General features: G+C 34.1%; 15 protein-coding genes. 8 read left to right on the top strand and 7 right to left on the bottom strand.

The genetic code is table 11. The features are described from left to right. Positions 1 to 41: 41 nt before the first annotated feature. Positions 42 to 671 carry a CatB-related O-acetyltransferase gene (locus ACQY29_RS10455; protein ID WP_428225127.1) on the top strand — a complete coding sequence of 210 codons (630 nt, stop codon included), beginning with the start codon at positions 42 to 44 and terminating at the stop codon, positions 669 to 671. Next, positions 671 to 1,600 carry a tRNA (adenosine(37)-N6)-dimethylallyltransferase MiaA gene (gene miaA / locus ACQY29_RS10450; protein ID WP_428225126.1) on the top strand — a complete coding sequence of 310 codons (930 nt, stop codon included), beginning with the start codon at positions 671 to 673 and terminating at the stop codon, positions 1,598 to 1,600. Before ACQY29_RS10455 ends, miaA begins: the two co-directional genes overlap by 1 nt. A 15-nt stretch (positions 1,601 to 1,615) precedes the next feature. Here miaA and ACQY29_RS10445 read toward each other — a convergent pair whose 3' ends face one another. From ACQY29_RS10445 to ACQY29_RS10425, 5 genes are all read right to left on the bottom strand, one after another. Next, entirely contained in the window at positions 1,616 to 4,321 is a 2,706-nt protein-coding gene (locus ACQY29_RS10445) for a DNA gyrase/topoisomerase IV subunit A (RefSeq protein WP_428225125.1), read from the bottom strand. A 52-nt stretch (positions 4,322 to 4,373) separates the two neighbouring features. Then, on the bottom strand, positions 4,374 to 4,748 hold the full coding sequence (locus tag ACQY29_RS10440; RefSeq protein WP_428225124.1) for a GxxExxY protein: 375 nt from the start codon (positions 4,746 to 4,748) through the stop codon (positions 4,374 to 4,376). Between the two features lie 101 nt (positions 4,749 to 4,849). Then, complete coding sequence (locus ACQY29_RS10435) at positions 4,850 to 5,935, bottom strand: PDDEXK nuclease domain-containing protein (protein ID WP_428225123.1); 1,086 nt, start codon at positions 5,933 to 5,935, stop codon at positions 4,850 to 4,852. A 52-nt stretch (positions 5,936 to 5,987) separates the two neighbouring features. Next, positions 5,988 to 6,362 carry a GxxExxY protein gene (locus tag ACQY29_RS10430; protein WP_428225122.1) on the bottom strand — a complete coding sequence of 125 codons (375 nt, stop codon included), beginning with the start codon at positions 6,360 to 6,362 and terminating at the stop codon, positions 5,988 to 5,990. A gap of 197 nt (positions 6,363 to 6,559) precedes the next feature. Next, positions 6,560 to 8,422 carry a DNA topoisomerase IV subunit B gene (locus ACQY29_RS10425; RefSeq protein ID WP_428225121.1) on the bottom strand — a complete coding sequence of 621 codons (1,863 nt, stop codon included), beginning with the start codon at positions 8,420 to 8,422 and terminating at the stop codon, positions 6,560 to 6,562. Between the two features lie 212 nt (positions 8,423 to 8,634). Here ACQY29_RS10425 and ACQY29_RS10420 point away from each other — a divergent pair, with 212 nt between their 5' ends. From ACQY29_RS10420 to dnaK, 5 genes are all read left to right on the top strand, one after another. Continuing rightward, entirely contained in the window at positions 8,635 to 11,370 is a 2,736-nt protein-coding gene (locus tag ACQY29_RS10420; protein ID WP_428225120.1) for a TonB-dependent receptor, read from the top strand. A gap of 51 nt (positions 11,371 to 11,421) precedes the next feature. Next, the gene (locus tag ACQY29_RS10415) at positions 11,422 to 12,162 is read left to right on the top strand and encodes a class I SAM-dependent DNA methyltransferase (protein WP_428225119.1); all 741 of its coding nucleotides are present in this window, start codon (positions 11,422 to 11,424) and stop codon (positions 12,160 to 12,162) included. A 221-nt stretch (positions 12,163 to 12,383) separates the two neighbouring features. Continuing rightward, positions 12,384 to 12,905 carry a superoxide dismutase family protein gene (locus ACQY29_RS10410; protein ID WP_428225118.1) on the top strand — a complete coding sequence of 174 codons (522 nt, stop codon included), beginning with the start codon at positions 12,384 to 12,386 and terminating at the stop codon, positions 12,903 to 12,905. Between the two features lie 28 nt (positions 12,906 to 12,933). After that, positions 12,934 to 13,500 (top strand): YdeI/OmpD-associated family protein, encoded by a 567-nt coding sequence (locus ACQY29_RS10405; RefSeq protein ID WP_428225117.1) that lies wholly within the window; start codon positions 12,934 to 12,936, stop codon positions 13,498 to 13,500. An 875-nt stretch (positions 13,501 to 14,375) separates the two neighbouring features. After that, on the top strand, positions 14,376 to 16,259 hold the full coding sequence (gene dnaK / locus ACQY29_RS10400; protein ID WP_428225116.1) for a molecular chaperone DnaK: 1,884 nt from the start codon (positions 14,376 to 14,378) through the stop codon (positions 16,257 to 16,259). A gap of 405 nt (positions 16,260 to 16,664) precedes the next feature. Here the strand turns inward: dnaK and ACQY29_RS10395 are convergent, their stop codons facing one another. After that, the gene (locus tag ACQY29_RS10395; protein WP_428225115.1) at positions 16,665 to 17,024 is read right to left on the bottom strand and encodes a winged helix-turn-helix transcriptional regulator; all 360 of its coding nucleotides are present in this window, start codon (positions 17,022 to 17,024) and stop codon (positions 16,665 to 16,667) included. Between the two features lie 124 nt (positions 17,025 to 17,148). Between ACQY29_RS10395 and ACQY29_RS10390 the strand changes: the two genes are divergently transcribed. After that, on the top strand, positions 17,149 to 17,997 hold the full coding sequence (locus tag ACQY29_RS10390) for a DsbA family protein (protein ID WP_428225114.1): 849 nt from the start codon (positions 17,149 to 17,151) through the stop codon (positions 17,995 to 17,997). An 87-nt stretch (positions 17,998 to 18,084) separates the two neighbouring features. Here the strand turns inward: ACQY29_RS10390 and ACQY29_RS10385 are convergent, their stop codons facing one another. Beyond that, complete coding sequence (locus ACQY29_RS10385) at positions 18,085 to 20,061, bottom strand: alpha-ketoacid dehydrogenase subunit alpha/beta (protein ID WP_428225113.1); 1,977 nt, start codon at positions 20,059 to 20,061, stop codon at positions 18,085 to 18,087. Between the last annotated feature and the right edge of the window lie 162 nt (positions 20,062 to 20,223).

Genomic DNA, 20,223 nt, shown 5'->3' with positions numbered 1-20,223 from the left:
TTAAGTACCGTTTACGTTTTACTACAAACTAAATTCAAAACATGTTCAATATTCCAGATAAAAACAATCCCTTTCCATTAAACGGATATAACAAACTTTGTTTTTTAAAAAATATCATTCAAAATCCTAATATCATAGTGGGCGATTATACCTATTATGATGATTTTGACGATGTGGAAAATTTTGAAAAGAACGTCAAATATCACTTTGATTTTACAGGTGATAAATTAATCATTGGTAAATTTTGCATGCTTGCATCAGGAGTCAAATTCATTATGAATGGAGCTAATCATCTCACGGAAGCCATTTCGGCTTATCCGTTTGCTATTTTTGGACACGATTGGCAAGACGCTATGGAAGGCAAATCGTATCCTACTAAAGGCGACACCGTAATAGGCAACGATGTTTGGATAGGGCATAATGCCACGATTATGGCTGGCGTTACTATAGGCGATGGCGCCATTATTGCGACTAACGCCACAGTAACTAGAGACGTTGCGCCCTACACTATTGTAGGGGGAAATCCCGCGCAATTAATCCGCAAACGCTTCTCTAACGAAGTTATTGACCTTTTATTAGAAAAGCAATGGTGGCATTGGGATATTGCAAAAATCACCCAAAATATACAACTCCTTACTAGTAACGATTTTGATAAATTAAAAACAATCTAATGGCACAAAATTATTTGATTACCATTATAGGTCCTACAGCTATTGGCAAAACCGTTTTGGCTATTCAACTAGCTAATCATTTTGGTTCCGAGATTATTTCTTGTGATAGCCGTCAGTTTTTTAAGGAAATGTGTATCGGAACGGCTGTGCCTTCGCAGGAAGAATTAGCACAAGCACCGCATCATTTTATCCAAAACAAATCCATTTTTGAAAGTTACTCAGTTGGTGATTATGAAGTTGAAGCCTTAGAAAAGCTTGAGCAATTATTCCAAAAAAATAACATTCAAGTACTTGTGGGCGGTAGTGGTCTGTATGTAGATGCCGTTTTAAAAGGTTTTGATGAATTTCCTGACATTGATGCTTCTGTACGTGAAACCGTTAACAGCAAATATGATGAATTAGGCATCTCCTATCTTCAAGATAATTTAAAAAAATTAGACCCTGATTATTATCAAAAAATAGCGAGCGAAAATCCACAAACGCTTCAAAACCCACAACGTATGAAACGTTTTGTAGAAGTTTGTATCGGTTCAGGGCAACCTTACTCTAGTTTTTTAGGCAAACGCAAAAATCCACGCAACTTCACGCCTATAATTATAGGTTTAGAAGCAGACCGTACGTTGATGTATGAACGCATTAACCTTAGAGTTGACTTGATGATGCAACAAGGCTTATTGGAAGAAGTTAAAACACTTTTACCACACAAAGAACTTAACGCCTTACAAACTGTGGGCTATCGCGAATTATTTGATTATTTTGAAGGAAAAGTTTCTTTAGAAGAAGCCATTGACCAAATTAAAATGAATACGCGTCGTTTTGCCAAACGCCAAATGACTTGGTTCAAACGTACTGAAAATACGCAATGGTTTGATTTTAAAACCGCATTAGTTGAAGTTATTAAAAGTATTGAAACAAAAATGGGAAGCTAAAACTTCCCATTTTTGTTAATCTAAACTCAAAGTAATCTGACCATCATCCTCTAAAGTGATATTGTAATCTGTTAAATCAGTTCCATCACCAGTTTCGTTATCTTGATGCACTATTTCTGTGGGATGCACTTCAATAGGTTCTTCATACGGCAATGGTTCAAGCATACTAATCTGTTTGATTTTGTCGGCTGTTAACTGGTTTCCGAGAGCTTTTATTCCTTTTACAGCAATAAATTGTTCCAAATCAACTATCATATTTTCTTTTTGAACGCCTCCTTTTTTGGCAAATACAATTTCTGCCACTGGACGCCAATCGGTTGAAACAATTTCTAACTGTGATTTTTCATGTTCAGAAATAAACAGTTCTTCTTTGTTTTCATTTTCCATTAAGAAACGTTTTACAAAATAACGTTCTTTTTCACCATCAAAATAAATAGCTGAAATAGGCTTTTTAGGGTTCCATTTTTCTAACGCTATCATATCATCCTCAAAATGGGTAGTCAACTCAGGAACTACCGTTTTAATCTTACCCGATTGATGGATAATTAGCAAACGGTCACTAGGTTTGAACTCGCCTAGCAACTCTCCTCTTCCATCTACATTCAAACGTTGCACCGTATCGTCAAACCATACCTTACGCGGGCGCAACGTAGAAATACCTCTTTCTTTTAACTCAATTTTCTTAATCGGATATTTAGCTACCGTGTTTCCTTTAGAAGCACGTCCTTTTATCATAATTTCAGCAAAATCAACGTCCCATTTCAGTTTCTTTACGCTACCCACTTGACGCAACAAAATCGTAACCGTTTCTGCTTCTCCATTAGGATTAGCAGAAAAATACAAAACTTGTGAACCTGCTTTTTCTTGGGTCAAATCATATTCCTTGTCACGAGTTACCCCCGAAACATTAAAACGCTTTATAAACGATGGTCCTGATTTCCCATCGCGGTAAATCATGTTATAGATGGTACGCTTATCATTTTTATCAAAAACAGCAATATGGATAATATCTTTGCCAATGAATTTTTTCTCGTCCACTTTAGTAATAATCATTTTACCATTGCGCAAGAAACAAATTACATCGTCAATATCAGAACAATCCGCTACGTATTCGTCTTTCTTTAAACCAGTACCTATAAAACCTTCTTCTCGGTTTACATAGAGTTTTGTATTACGTAAGACTACTTTTGTAGCCTCAATATTCTCAAAATTTCTTATTTCAGTTTTACGCTCACGTCCTTTACCATATTTCTCTTTCAATCGGGCAAAGAAATCTATCGCAAACAGTGTCAAATGCTCTAAATGATGTTTTATTTGTGCAATTTCATCTTCCAATTTAGCAATCAATTCATCTGCTTTGGCCGAGTCGAAACGAGTGATACGAATCATCGGAATTTGCGTTAACTTTTGTAAATCCTCATCAACTATATCACGCAACAATAGATTTTTGAAAGGTTCAAAACGCTCGTACATATAGGTATATAACGACTCTTTATCACTATACAACTTAAAGTCAATATACATTTCTTCACGTATGAATATTTTTTCTAAAGTTGAAAAATGCCATTTGGTTTCCAATTCTGCTAATTGCACTTCCAACTCTTGACGCAATAAATCGACAGTACGATGCGTGGACATTCTGAGCATATCAGAAACCCCAATAAACAAAGGTTTGTTGTCCTCGATAATACAGCCCAATGGAGAAATAGAAGTTTCACAAGCCGTAAAAGCATACAACGCATCGATTGTCTTATCTGGAGAAACACCAGGTGGCAAGTGAATCAATATTTCAACTTCCGCTGCCGTATTGTCTTCAATTTTCTTGATTTTAATTTTCCCTTTATCATTCGCTTTCAAGATACTATCAATCAAGGAAGTTGTATTAGTAGAAAAAGGAATTTGCGTAATTACCAACGTTTGCTTATCCAATTGCGAAACTTTTGCACGCACGCGTACGCGACCGCCTCGCAATCCGTCATTATAATTGGATACATCAGCAATACCAGCCGTTGGAAAATCTGGATATAACGTAAAGGCTTTACCTTTTAATATTTTAATTGAAGCGTCAATTAACTCGTTGAAATTATGGGGTAAAATCTTAGTAGATAAACCTACAGCAATCCCTTCTCCCCCTTGTGCTAATAACAATGGGAATTTCACGGGCAAATTAATGGGTTCTGCACGACGACCATCATACGACAATCCCCACTCGGTAATTTTAGGAGAATATAAAACTTCAAGAGCAAATTTACTCAAACGTGCCTCGATATAACGGGATGCCGCTGCGCCATCGCCCGTTAGTATATTCCCCCAGTTTCCTTGGGTATCTATCAACAAGTCTTTTTGACCTATTTGCACCATGGCATCACCTATACTGGCATCACCGTGTGGATGGTATTGCATGGTATGTCCTACCACATTGGCAACTTTATTGTAACGCCCGTCGTCCAACTCTTTCATGGAGTGCATGATACGACGCTGTACGGGTTTGAATCCATCCTCAATGGCAGGCACTGCACGCTCCAAGATTACGTAAGAAGCATAATCCAAGAACCAATCCTTATACATTCCCGTTACCTTGGTAATGGTAGCTTCTGGATTTTCTTCATTCTGGTCGTAAAAATGTTCCCCTTCAAAATGACTTTCCTCTGAAGTATTTTCTTCGGCTTGGTTTTCGTCTTGTGGGGTTAAATCTTCTATATTTTCGTTTTCTTCGCTCATAATTTAGGGTCACAAAGTCGCACTAAGTTCTACACAAAGCTTCACTATGTTATTAAATAACTAATCTTTTTATTCCTTCCTTTAATGATCTTTTATAAAAGTTTAAAAGTAAGCCCAATCTACAATCTGCTAAACGCATATATGTTAAACATTGTGCAGTATGTTCGATTGTAAAATCCTCAACTACTTTTAACTCGATAATAACTTTATCATTTACAATTATATCTACTCTATATCCGCAATCAAATTTGATATCTTCATAAACTACTGGAAATCCTTTTTCTTGTTTAACATTTAATCCAGATTTTTCTAATTCATAAGCTAAACACTCTCGATATACTTTTTCCAACAATCCCGAGCCTAATTTTGTATGCACTTTATAAGCACAGTCTAAAATTATTTTACTGATATCGTTTTCTTCTTGCATAATCATATTTTTGTTACACGAAGTTTCTCAAAGTACTTCACAAAGTTTTTTTAATTTCATTGACTTTGTGCTTAACTTAGTGTGACTTTGTGTAACCATTCTTACGAAATTATCTTTTTAAATTCTTCTACTGTTGGCAACACTGTTTTGTATTTGCTAGCGAATATTTGGTCATTTTCTTCTGGTAATGAATATTCTACCAATAAATCGCTTTTATTTTGACATAAAATTATTCCAATGGTTTTGTTTTCGTCTTCCAAACGCATTTCCCTATCATAATAATTCACATACATTTGCATTTGGCCTAAATCTTGATGCTTGAGTTCCCCTATTTTCAAATCAATAAGTACAAAACATTTTAAAATTCGATTATAAAAAACCAAGTCAATATAAAAATGTTTTTCATCAAATGAAATTCTTTTTTGACGCGCCACAAAGGTAAAACCGTGACCTAATTCCATCAAAAAAGCTTCTAATTTGTCTATGATTTCAGTTTCAAGTTCTTCTTCCGAATATTGTGCTTTTTCAGCTAATCCTAAAAACTCTAATATATACGGGTCTTTTATTAAATCTTTTGGTTTTTCGATAATTTGACCTTCTTGTGCAAGTTTTAAAACTTCATCTTTATTTCTGCTCAATGACAATCTTGTAAATAATGCTGAATTGTATTGACGTTTTAATTCTCGAACACTCCAATTGTGTTTGATAGATTCTATTTCGTAGAAGTTGCGCTCTAGTTTATCATCCATCGAACTAAGAAATATATAATGTGACCAAGAAAGTTTGAATTGCGCAGTCAGTGTCTGCGTTTTTTGTTTTATATCAAAAATCCGAGGCAGTGATTCGGATTTTGAGTTTTCTAATTCCGCAGACAGTGTCTGCGGAATTGTAAATACTTGATAAAACCTGCGCATTTGCTCTAGATTACGAATACTAAATCCTTTTCCAAATTCTTGTGTTAGTCTGTTAGATAGTAATTGGATTAAATATTTGCCATATTCTGCGCGTTCATTGCCCTTTTGTTCTTCTTCAACTATTTTCCGACCAATTTCATAATTAGTCATAACTAAAGTTTGATTGACGGTACGTAGTAACTGCTGCTGTGAACTTTTAACAATAGTAATCACCTCCTGAAAGAAATTATTTTCAGGGTTGAGGGATGTTTTATTGTTTAATTGTTTGTTCATTAATGAGTTTCACTAAGTCTCACAAAGTTTAGCACAAAGCTTCACTATGTTATTAAATAACTAATCTTTTTATTCCTTCCTTTAATGATCTTTTATAAAAGTTTAAAAGTAAGCCCAATCTACAATCTGCTAAACGCATATATGTTAAACATTGTGCAGTATGTTCGATTGTAAAATCCTCAACTACTTTTAACTCGATAATAACTTTATCATTTACAATTATATCTACTCTATATCCGCAATCAAATTTGATATCTTCATAAACTACTGGAAATCCTTTTTCTTGCTTAATATTCAATCCAGATTTTTCTAATTCATAAGCTAAACACTCTCGATATACTTTTTCCAACAATCCCGAGCCTAATTTTGTATGTACTTTGTATGCACAATCTAAAATTATTTTACTGATATCGTTTTCTTCTTGCATAATCATATTTTTGTTACACGAAGTTTCTCAAAGTACTTCACAATGTTTCACAAAGTTTTTTAATTTCATTGACTTTGTGCTTAACTGAGTGTGATTTAGTGTGACCTTTTCTCAATAAATAGTAATAAGACTAAATTTCTCAAAATTAAACCTAAAAAACTTCTTTGACTTCGTGCCAAACTTTGTGTGACTTTGTGCTACGACGTCAACTCCTCCACCGTATCCAACTCCACTTTCAAATTCTTGATAATAAATTCCTGACGGTCAGGAGTATTTTTACCCATATAGAATTCTAATAATTTTTCGATAGAAGTCGCTTTGTCCAACATTACGGGGTCTAAACGAATATCTTCTCCAATAAAATATTTGAATTCATCTGGTGAAATCTCTCCTAATCCCTTGAATCGGGTGATTTCTGGTTTTGGTTTTAACTTCTCAATAGCATTACGTCTTTCCTCATCGCTGTAGCAATAAATGGTTTCTTTTTTGTTACGCACGCGAAACAAAGGCGTTTGCAATATATACAAATGTCCCTCTTTGATGATTTCTGGGAAAAACTGCAAGAAAAAGGTAATTAACAACAAACGGATGTGCATCCCATCCACATCGGCATCGGTCGCTATTACAATGTTATTGTAACGCAAATCTTCCATGCTTTCTTCGATATTCAATGCGGCTTGAAGCAAATTGAATTCCTCGTTTTCATACACTATCTTTTTGGTCATTCCATAGGTATTCAAAGGCTTTCCGCGCAAACTAAATACCGCTTGTGTATTCACATCACGCGATTTCGTTATCGAACCAGAAGCCGAGTCACCCTCGGTAATAAACAACGTACTTTCAAGACTTCGTGCATTTTTTGCATCGGTAAGATGCACCCTACAGTCGCGCAATTTTTTATTATGTAAACTCGCTTTCTTAGCACGTTCTTTAGCCAACTTACGAATACCTGACAATTCTTTACGTTCGCGTTCCGCTTGTAGAATTTTACGAAGTAATAAATCGGAAATTTCAGGATTTTTATGTAAAAAGTTATCTAAATTGGTTTTGATAAAATCATTAACAAAAGTTCTAACTGTAGGACCATTCGGACCAATATCAGTCGAACCTAATTTAGTTTTGGTTTGCGATTCAAAAACGGGTTCTTCAACCTTAACCGAGATAGCTGAAACTATGGATTTCCTAATATCAGAAGCGTCAAAAGGTTTATTGTAAAACTCTTTAATTGTACGAACAATAGCTTCACGAAAAGCGCTCAAGTGTGTCCCCCCTTGAGTTGTATTTTGACCATTTACAAACGAGTAATATTCTTCCGAATACTGTGTTTTACTATGCGTCATGGCAATTTCGATATCATCCCCAGTCAGGTGAATGATAGGATATTGCATATCTTCTTCGGTAATGGTTTCTTCCAGGAGGTCTTTCAACCCATTTTCAGAGAAGAATTTTTCACCATTATATACTATCGTTAAGCCTTTATTTAGGTAACAATAGTTTTTAAGCATACGAACCACATACTCATTTCGATACTTGTAATGCTTAAAAATTGTATCATCAGCAATAAAAGAAACTTTTGTTCCACGTCGTTTTGTAGTTTCAATTACTTCTTCCTCAAGAGTCAAATCACCTGCTGAAAACTCAGCGGCTTTTTGTTGGTTATCTCTTACAGATTCTACACGAAAGAAAGTCGAGAGTGCATTAACCGCCTTGGTTCCCACTCCATTTAAACCTACCGATTTTTTAAACGCTTTGGAGTCGTATTTTCCTCCCGTATTCATTTTAGAAACTACGTCTACAACTTTTCCTAGCGGAATTCCACGACCATAATCACGTATCGTAACCAAACGGTCTTTCAAGGTAACCTCAATGGTCTTACCCCCTCCCATCACAAATTCATCGATACAGTTATCGAGCACCTCTTTCAAAAGGATATAAATACCATCATCAGGCGATGAACCGTCTCCTAATTTCCCTATATACATACCCGGTCGCATACGGATATGTTCTTTCCAATCGAGAGAACGAATATTGTCTTCGGTGTATTGATTTTGTTCGAACATAAGTAAAAAATCGATTTGGTGCTAAGATAGCGTAATTCTATTGAAACAAAAAATACGCTTTTTAGAAATATTCAGATTAGAATCAATACAAAAAATAACAGTAAAAAAATATTAAAAACACAAAATATTGTTAAATATTTAAAAATATTTTACCATATTTACAAAACCAACAACTAAATAATTATTTTATAAAAAAAATTCTATTTTTATTTTTGGGCTTTATCTTCTGCAATTACGGGATATCTCAAAGTAAACTTACAGGAAAAATCACTGACGATAAGGGTCAAGGACTCCCAGGTGTTAACATTAAGATCTCTAATGGTAAAGCTAACACCACCGATTTTGATGGAAATTACACATTTACATTAAACAATGGAGATTACAAAATCACATTCAGTTATTTAGGCTACCTAAGTACTACGAAAGAGGTATCCATAAACGGAAACAACATTACTTTAGATGTATCCTTACAAGAAGATTCAAAATCCCTTGATGAAGTTGTAGTTGTAGGATCCAGAACTGCTCCGCGAAGCAACACTACTACCCCACTACCTATTGATTTACTTTCATCAAAAGAATTAGCTTCTACAGGACAACCTTCATTTGATAAAGCATTACAATATCGAATCCCTTCATTCAACACGGTGCAAACACCAGTAAATGATGCTACGTCGCTATTAGCCCCCTATGAAATCAGAAATATGGGACCTAGTAGAACCTTAATCTTAATTAATGGTAAGCGTAAGAATATGAGTGCCTTATTGTATACGCAAACCTCTCCAGGACGTGGTGAAACAGGTGCCGATATTTCTGCAATACCTCAAGATGCTATTGAAAGAGTAGAAATTTTGCGCGATGGTGCATCAGCGCAATATGGTTCAGATGCTATAGCTGGAGTTATGAATATCATACTAAAAAACAACCCTAACGCAGGCTCAGCAACACTTCGTACAGGAATTACAAGCAAAGGAGACGGAAAAATGATTGGGGCAAGTGTAAACAACGGTACTACAGCATTTAATGAAAAAGGTTTCTTAAATTATACTTTAGATTTTTCAAAAGTATCTTTAGCGAATCGCCCTGGAACTGTTGATGCGCAAGGGGAAGCGAGCGATTTTGGAGCTAACATCAATGATGTCAAAAGCTTTTTACTTCGACATCCAGATGCAGGAAATATTAATGGTTCTCCTGAAACTGCAACAGGTAAATTTGAATTAAATGGAGGGCTAGAAGTTTCTGAAAATTCTAAACTATATTTCAACGGGGCTTATGTGTATAAAAAAGTAAACTCATTTGCTAATTACAGAACACCTTATTGGAGGACATTAGCAGATTATCCTTTTTTAAATCAACTTTTCCCAGCAAATGTTGCTGGAGGCTATGATGGTTATGTACCTACTTTTGAAGGAGATCTTAACGATTACAATGCTACTTTAGGTTTAAAATCAACCAAAAATGGATGGAATACTGATTTAAGTATCACTTTTGGAGGTAACACACAAGAGTATACCGTTAATAACTCATTTAATAGATCTGGTATAACAGATGGAAATGGAGCCAATGTATATTTAGAAAATAGTCCAATATCATTCAAACCAGGAGGCACAAAATTTGACCACATTGTTGGTAATATTGATATCAACAAAAACTTAACCGATAAAATTAGTTTCGCTATTGGATCTGAGTTCAGAACTGAAAATTTTACAGTTATTGAAGGGGATAAAGCTTCATGGGAAGGTGTAGGTGCCGATTCATTTGCTGGGAATAGACCTGAAAATTCAGGAAAATGGAATCGTTATAATATTGGAGGCTATGTGGCTACAACCGTAGATTTTACAAAAGATTTCTTGATTGATGCTACAGCACGTGTGGAAAATTATAGTGACTTTGGAAATGCATTCGTAGGAAAATTAAGTACTCGTTATAAATTTTGGGAAGATAAAATCACCTTAAGAGGATCTATTTCTACAGGTTTCAGAGCTCCTTCGTTACATCAAATCTATACTCAAAAGTCTCAATATAGTTTTGTACCTGGACAAGGCATTCAAGTAAGTGGTTTAGTTAATAATGTTTCGCCACAAGCAAGACAAATGGGTATCGAGAAATTAAAAGCGGAAGAATCAGAAAACTACACTATAGGATTAGGATTCAAACCTTTCAAAAATGTGACATTTACTGTTGATTATTACCACATTAATGTAAAAAACAGAATCGTATTGAGTGACGAGATTAAAGATGTAACTGTAAATGGTAAAAACTTAGGTACATTGTCCTTTTTCACCAATGCGTTAGACACAAGAACCAGAGGTATTGATGTAGTTGCTGGTATTAAAGACATAAAAGTAGGAAGTGGTGAATTAGGATTTAACTTATCTGGAAATTATACTTTTGAAAATTGGAATACTAATGAAATTCCAGTGAAATTTGGAAAATCAGTAATAGACGCTACTCAACAACATTTACTTTTCACATCAAGACCAAAAACAAAATGGATTTTAGGGACTAACTATGATATTGGAAAATTTGGAATCTCAATTAACAACACGCTATTTGGAAAAACTTCTTACCAACAAGCTGGTTTGCAAGATTTAGAAAAGACTATTCTAGATGCTGGATATGTAATCGATCCTAAAGATACAGATGGTAAATCAGATTTAATGACTGAATTTAAACCAAAAGTTGTAACGGATTTAGGCATCAATTTCAATTTAAATCAGAAAATAACTATAGCTTTCAATGCTAACAATATTTTTAATATTCTTCCAGAATGGGAATTCAAAGCTTTGACAAAAACAGGAGAAGATATTCTAAATCAAAAACACACTGTTACAAACACACCATCAAATTTAATCACTTTCAACCAACGTTATTCACAAATGACCTATGATGGATACCATTTCAGTCAATTAGGTTCAATGTTCAATTTATCCGTAAATTACAAATTCTAAAAACTTAAAGGCTGATGCAAAAAACATCAGCCTTTTTTATTGCTAAAAAATATGGCTACATTATATGAAGGACAAATGGCTGAAATCTACGAAATTATGTATCAACATTTTATAGATTATGATGCCGAATATAATTTCTATAAAAATTTATTAGAACAATACAATTGCCTAAACACCGTTGAAATAGGTGCTGGAACAGGACAATTAGCGTTACGATTTTCACAAAACAATTTCCCTTATCAAGGTGTTGATTACAGTAATGACATGCTAGAAATTGCCAAAAGAAAATGCCCTAATACGACGCTAATTTTAGGCGATATGAAAACATTCGCACTTAACTCCCCTGTAGATTCCATCATTATGACTGGAAGAACCTCTAGTTATATCATTTCAAATCATGATCTCAATCAAACCTTTAAAAATTTCCACAAGAATTTAAATGATAATAAAATTCTAATTTTCGATTTTATTGATGCCAATCGTTACATTCCTTTCATCCTTCAAAATAAAAATATTGAACACAAAGTAATAACTAATGACGCTACTTATAGTCGTATAGCCAATTGGTTTCCAACTGATTTTGATAATTTTTTATTAAACTGGAAAGCAACCTATTATATCGAGAAAAATGGTGTGAAAAATGGCATCCAAGAGGATTTTTCAACGGTTAGAGTTTTTACCAAAGATGAAATGATATTACATCTTACTATGAATGGTTATACTATTCTAGAAATGATAGATAGAAAAACCTATGCTTATGATACTTATGTTGTAGTGGCACAAAAAAAATAAAAAAACGTTGAAAAATACCTTTTCGTTATTATTTTTCAAGATGCAACACGCATTAAAAAAATTAGCTATCACATTTAAACCACTGATTGAAAAACGTTTGAAAAAAATTGCCAAAGTCACAAAAAAAATCAAGATACAACTATAAATTTTAACTATTTAACACCTTTAACTTCCCGAATTATTCCTGTAAATTTGTGTAAAAACTCACAAAAATTAATCAGATGAAAAAATTACTATACATTACCTTTATTGGCTCTAGTTTATTTTTAGCCTGCAAAACATCTTCAGGCAATAAAAACGAAATCAAAGTCGCATTAACTGCTAAAAGCGATAGTCAAGTCAGCGGAACTGCTATATTTACAGAAGAAAAGGGCAAAGTAACTTTAGTAGCCAATATGCATGGATTAACGCCAGGTGAACATGCAATTCACATACACGAAAAAGCCGATTGTACCGCAGCTGACGGCTCAAGTGCAGGCGGACACTGGAATCCTACGTTTAAACAACATGGCAAATGGGGCACTAACGAACACCATAAAGGTGATATTGGAAATTTTATTGCTGATGCTAAAGGCAATGCAACGGTAAAATTTACTACAGAGGAATGGTGTATAAGCTGTGGAGACGAAACCAAAGACATTACAAACAAAGGATTAATTATTCATAAAGGTGCCGATGATTTTACAACTCAACCTACCGGAAATGCTGGCGGAAGAATTGCCTGTGCTGGAATAATTAAATAATTTTTTACCGGATTTATAAATTTCAAAATTGAAACAAAAGGAACTTTTATATTTTAAAAACTCACAAGAATGGCGTGTTTGGTTGCATGAAAATCATCAAACGTCAAAAGGGGTTGAATTAATTTTTTATAAAGTTGAATCTGCACAGACCTCCATGCGTTGGGAAGAAGCAGTAAAAGTGGCGCTCTGTTATGGTTGGATTGACTCAACCGTACGAAAAATTAATGACGAACAACGCAAACAAGCTTTTGGTCCCCGAAAAGATAAAAGTGTATGGAGTAAACTCAACAAAAGCTATATTGAGGTATTAATAGCCGAAAATTTAATGCATGAAAGTGGCTTACAAAAAATAGCAATCGCTAAGCAAAATGGTTCATGGACTGCTTTAGATGCTGTAGAAAATCATGAAATCCCTAATGATTTACAACTTGCTTTTAATCAAAATCCTATAGCGTTAAACAATTATCAAAATTTTAGTCCCTCCTACCGAAAGGCATATTTATATTGGCTCAATCAAGCCAAAAGGGAGCTAACTCGTCAAAATAGAATCATGGAAATCATACAATTGTGTGAGGCAAATAAAAAACAAAAATAATACATCTAACCTCAATGATAAGGATAGTGTTGCTGACGCTATCCTTACCACTAAAAAACTATATTAACAAATTCCCCTTCCTATTTGATTTCACTTAAGACCAAACTTAACTCCAACCTAAATTTTTCATATTCTTCGTTATAAGTATTCTTCTTTACAACACCTTTTTCGATTATATCAAATTTATCTTGACATAATATTACCGACTCCCTCAAGGCTCTATATTCTTGCTGATTAAATTTTAAAAGCTCTAATCCATCAGGATCAAAAAAAATAAAAGTTGGATTAATAGTATTCTTATAAAAAACAAAACAGTTTAACAACTCTTCTTTACATTTTGAATTTGGGTTAGAAAAATTTGATTGAACAATAATAATTTTTTTTATTTTAGACTTCGGATGCTTTATTAAGTAACTATCAATACACTGATTTCCTCATTTTTCTGACTTTCTAATATACTTCAATCCATTAAACTTCAATCCACTTTCTATAATTGACAGCTTATTTACAATTGTCCTAAATTCAATTAAATTTTCTTCACAAATATAATCAACACCATGTGCTTCTTGCTTAAGCACACCAATTTCATTTTTCAATCTTTTTTTCAAATTTAAAAATAGTTCCTGACAATGTAATTGCATTGCAAACAACAGGAATATCATAACCAAAAACTTAATCATACTGCAAATTTGTCTATACTAACAGTAAAAAGCAACTATTTTTGCCAAAATGTCACTAGACAAACCATTCAAACTGACAATAATCTTTATTTTTCTACTTGGCACAAAACTTGTCATAATCCAAGCGTGCAAGTCACAACCTATTTAGTAAAATAGGAAACGGAATATGAATTAAAATTTAAGGAGAATTATATTATGAGTAAAATTATCGGAATCGACTTAGGAACTACCAACTCATGTGTGGCAGTTATGGAAGGTGGAGAACCAGTTGTAATTGCTAATGCAGAAGGTAGAAGAACTACCCCTTCAGTAATTGCTTTTGTTGAAGGTGGAGAAATTAAAGTAGGTGATGCTGCAAAACGTCAAGCAGTAACTAATCCTACTAAAACGATTGCTTCAGTAAAACGTTTCATGGGTAACAAATACACTGAAAGCGCTAAAGAAGCTTCAACAGTGGCATACAAAGTGGTAAAAGGAGACAACGATACGCCACGTGTGGATATTGATGGACGTTTATACACGCCACAAGAATTATCAGCAATGACCCTTCAAAAAATGAAGAAAACTGCTGAAGATTATTTAGGACACACAGTAACACAAGCGGTTATTACTGTTCCTGCATACTTCAACGATGCGCAACGTCAAGCTACTAAAGAAGCAGGACAAATTGCTGGTTTAGAAGTAATGCGTATCATCAACGAACCTACAGCTGCCGCTTTAGCGTATGGTTTAGATAAAGCAGCTCAAGATAAAAAAATCGCTGTATATGACTTAGGTGGTGGTACTTTTGATATCTCTATCTTAGAATTAGGTGATGGTGTATTTGAAGTGTTATCTACTAATGGTGATACGCACTTAGGAGGTGATGATTTTGACCAAGTAATCATTGACTGGTTAGCTTCTGACTTCCAATCTGCTGAAGGAATTGATTTACGTCAAGACCCAATGGCATTACAACGTTTGAAAGAAGCGGCTGAAAAAGCTAAAATTGAATTATCGGCTTCTGCACAAACAGAAATCAACTTACCATATATCACTGCTACAGCTACAGGACCGAAACACTTAGTACAGTCTTTAACAAGAGCTAAATTTGAGCAATTAGCAGATACTTTAGTAAAACGTTCTATGGAACCTGTTGCTAAAGCTTTAAAAGATGCTGGTTTATCAACTTCTGATATTGACGAAGTAATCTTAGTGGGTGGTTCTACACGTATCCCAGTTATCCAAGAGCAAGTAGAGAAATTCTTTGGTAAAAAACCTTCAAAAGGAGTTAACCCTGACGAAGTAGTAGCCATTGGTGCTGCTATCCAAGGTGGTGTATTAACAGGAGATGTGAAAGATGTATTATTATTAGATGTTACGCCGTTATCATTAGGTATCGAAACTATGGGTGGTGTATTCACTAAATTAATCGAGTCTAACACGACTATTCCTACTAAAAAATCACAAGTATTCTCAACTGCGGCTGATAACCAACCGTCGGTAGAAATCCACGTGTTACAAGGTGAAAGACCTATGGCAAACGATAACAAAACTATTGGTCGTTTCCACTTAGACGGTATTCCACCTGCACAAAGAGGTGTGCCTCAAATTGAAGTTACTTTTGATATTGATGCTAACGGTATCATCAAAGTTTCTGCTACAGATAAAGGTACTGGTAAATCACACGATATTCGTATCGAAGCTTCTTCGGGATTAACGCAAGAAGAAATCGAGAAAATGCGTAAAGAAGCTGAAATGAATGCTGAAGCTGACAAAGCAGCTATGGAAAAAGCGGGTAAATTAAACGAAGCTGACAGCATGATTTTCCAAACTGAAAAACAATTAGCTGAATTTGGTGACAAATTATCAGAAGGTAACAAATCGAACATCAGTGCTGCTTTAGAAGAATTGAAAAAAGCATACGAAACTAAAGATGTAGATACGATTACTCCAGCTTTAGACAAAATTAATGAAGCATGGAAAGCTGCTTCTGAAGAAATGTATAAAGCACAAGCTGAAGGTCAAGCACAAGGGCAACCTCAAGCTGATAATGCTGGTGACGCTACTCAAGATGTAGAGTTTGAAGAGGTAAAATAATTCCTTTTACAATTATATCTAAAAGAAAACCGAGAATGTTATGTTCTCGGTTTTTTTATTCTAAATTTAAAAATTAATAAGCCAACAGAGTTTTCAATTCGTTCTCAAATCGAACTTTTGGCAAATATTGTTTTTCTAAAGCTTTTACAACCGGAATGGCACTTTCCAAACTTCGTACTCTGCACTCAGGAGCATCTAAATAATCCAAGCAATTTTCTGAAAAAATTCACCTAAATATCACTCCTAAAGTTCAAAGCATTGTATTGTTACTTGGCTTTAAGAATAAGTTATAATAGTTCATGATTTAATAAATCGGGTACTGATGATGTACTGCGTGACAAATGAGATTGTAGTTTTTTTTAAAAAAATTATATATCAAAAAACAATGATTTACAATGCTAAAAATTAGCTGTTTTCCTTAAAAATATATTCTCGATGTTGTATACCCCATTCCGTAATTTTATGAATTAAATACTCCATTTTTCTTCCATAAGGAGTGATTTCATATTCTACAGTTATAGGTTTAGTGTTCATAACTGTTCTTGTAATGAGTTTGTTTATTTCTAACTCTTCCAAATCTTTAGAAAGTTTTTTAGCTCCAATACCATTTGTTGTCTTCTTCAACTCCATGAATCGCATTTTGCCATGTATAATTAGCGTAGCAATAATTTGTATTTTCCATTTTCCAGATAATATTTCCATAGTGTCTGAAATGGCTCTTATCTCTCGATTACATTCTTGTGTTAGAATAATTTCTTTTTTCATTTTAGTCATTTAGTCTTAATTAGTTTCTTTTAGGAAACCAGTTTCCTATAGGAAACACATATCAAAAATATGCTATTAGTATTTAAGTTTGTGAATACAAAAGTAAAAATAAGATTATTAAATAATGAAAGCGAAATTTTTTTTCTGGATTGTAGCGGGAGCTTGTGTTATAATTCTTAGATGTTCGCTATTTAAAAATGAAACCTCAAAAACTATGGAAAACACAACTAATACAAAAAAAACCGAATTCGAAAACGGTTTTGCGTGTGATTTGAATACCGGAAAATGTACAACATCTACAAATTCCAATGATGAAATTGAATCTTCCTTATCAAATGTTAAAAGTGGGAATTTAATTTATGTGGGAGACCCGATTTGCTCTACTTGTTTGGCATTTTCGTCAGAAATCAAGGCGTTGAAAAAAGAGTTTGAGGGAGAATTAAACTTTCAATTGGTATTAGGTGGACTTAGACCTTATGGAACAGAGCCTATTACTAACATAAGAGATTATTTATTACCGCATTTTGATAACCTAGCTAAAATGACAGGACTCCCAATCAATAATAAAATCCTGTATGATAATTCATTTATCCTTGATACTGAACCACCTTCTAGAGCAGTAGTCGTAATGAGAGCGCTTGCTCCTAAAGCAGAAAACGAGTTTTATGAGAGTGTGCAAAAAGCCTTTTATATAGATAACCGTAATACAAATTATGTTGAGGCTTACTTAGATATTGCAGAGGATTTTGGAATTAAAAAGGAAGTATTTAAAGAAAGGTTTGAATCTAATGAGATAAAAGAGTTGGTGAAATCAGATTTTGAATTTGCACGCAAATTAGGAGTTAGATCATTTCCTACAGTATTGCTTGAGTCAAATGGTCAATTTTCTGTTATTACTCAAGGGTATTCAAAAAGTGAGGTGATGATAAATAAAGTTAAGAGCCAGTTATATTCGAAACCAATAGAAAACTAATAGTGCATTAATAAACAATTCTTTTACCTATTAAAACAAGAAAGCCAGAGCAATCGTTCTGGCTTTTTGTTTATAAACTGTGAAATATTAATATTTCAATAAATCCAATAATTCCGACTCAAATCGAACTTTTGGTAGATACTGATCTTCTAATGTTTTCATAAATGGAATTGCAGACTCTAAACTACCTACTCTACGAACAGGAGCATCTAAATACTCAAAACAATTTTCCATGATCATGGAAGAAATATCACTTGCTACTCCACCGAACAATGTATCTTCTTGCAGAATAATTACTCGACTTGTTTTCTTTACCGAAGCATAAATTGCGTCCCAATCTAATGGTTGCAAGGTTCTTAAATCTAGTAAATCAGCTGAAATCTCTGGATTATTTTTCAACGTTTCTAATGCCCAATGGACTCCTGCTCCAAAAGAAATAATAGTCACATCATTTCCTTCTTTAATTAAAGATGCTTTTCCGAAAGGTAAAGTGTAATAATCTTTTGGTACATCTTGATAAATTGAACGATATAATAATTTATGCTCAAAGAACATTACAGGATTAGGGTCATTAATAGCTGTATTTAGCAACCCTTTTGCGTCACACGGGAAAGCGGGATAAACCACTTTTAATCCTGGAGTTTTTGTAAACCATGCTTCATTGGTTTGTGAATGAAAAGGTCCCGCTTGAGTTCCTCCACCACAAGGCATACGAACTACGACATCGGATTTTTCACCCCAACGGTAATGTTGCTTCGCTAATAAATTCACAATGGGGTTAAATCCAGAGGATACAAAATCAGCAAATTGCATTTCTACCACAGCCTTATACCCATTAATAGACAAACCATTAGCAGCGGATACAATTCCACTTTCACAAATAGGAGTATTTCTTACACGGTCTTTACCAAATTTTTCTACAAATCCATCTGTAATTTTAAAAGCACCTCCATATTCTGCAATATCTTGCCCCATCAAAACAAGCTTAGGATGTTTTTCCATCGATTGACTCAAACTTTGCGAAATAGCATCAATCAAACGGATATTTTCTGTTTCTGAATTTGGTTCAATATTTTCGAAAGAATACGGAGCATAAACATCGTTTAATTCTTCTTCTAAACTAGCAACAATTGCTGGTTCTTCTTGTACTTTTGCCCAATCGCGGTCAATTTCTTCCTTGATAGAGGTTTTTATCATTTCATCATCTTCATCCGATAAGACCATCGTTAGACTCAAATATTTTCTAAAGTTTTCAATTGGGTCTTTGGTTGCCCAAGTATCCATTAATTCTTGTGGGACATATTTTGTACCACTCGCCTCTTCATGACCACGCATTCTAAACGTTTTGAATTCTAACAACACAGGACGAGGATTCTCAATCATAGAAGCTTTTAACTCTTTAATCAAATGATAGACTTCTAAAATATTGTTTCCGTCCACGACATGACTTTCCATACCATAACCTACACCTCTATCGGCTAAATCTTCACAACGATATTGTTCCGAAGTAGGTGTAGATAATCCATAGCCATTATTTTCAATGATAAATAAAACCGGTAAATCCCACACAGAAGCCACATTTAAAGCCTCATGAAAATCACCTTCACTGGTTGCTCCTTCGCCAGTAAAAACCGCAGTAACTTTATTATTTTTCTGTAATTTATTAGCTAAAGCAATTCCGTCAGCAATTCCCATTTGTGGTCCCAAATGAGAAATCATTCCAATAATTTTAAATTCTTGTGTGCCAAAATGAAAACTACGGTCTCGACCTTTAGTAAAGCCATTCTTTTTTCCTTGCCATTGCGAAAAAAGACGATGTAAAGGAATTTCGCGAGTGGTAAAAACGCCTAAGTTGCGATGCATGGGTAAAATGTATTCATCCGAATCCAAGGCGCACGTTACTCCTACGGCAATAGCCTCTTGCCCGATACCCGAAAACCACTTGGATACTTTGCCTTGACGAATCAAAATCAGCATCTTCTCCTCCACCAATCGTGGTTTTAAAAGTTTTTTATAAATGTCTAAGAGCGCTTCATTAGTTAAATGTTTTCTTTCAAAATTCATAAGTTAATTAGTTAGGTTACTCAAAAATAGCGATTAATCCTTCGGTTAAACTGATAAATATTAGTTTTTTTAAGATTGTTAATAACTTTTATTCAATTCAAAAAGTTTTTCTAATTATATTTGCAATATCAAGGGCTTAGCCCAATTGAAGTTATTAACAAA

Source organism: Flavobacterium sp., assembly GCF_965262375.1.
Classification (GTDB): domain Bacteria; phylum Bacteroidota; class Bacteroidia; order Flavobacteriales; family Flavobacteriaceae; genus Flavobacterium.
This window is presented reverse-complemented; position numbering and strand designations above follow the sequence as displayed.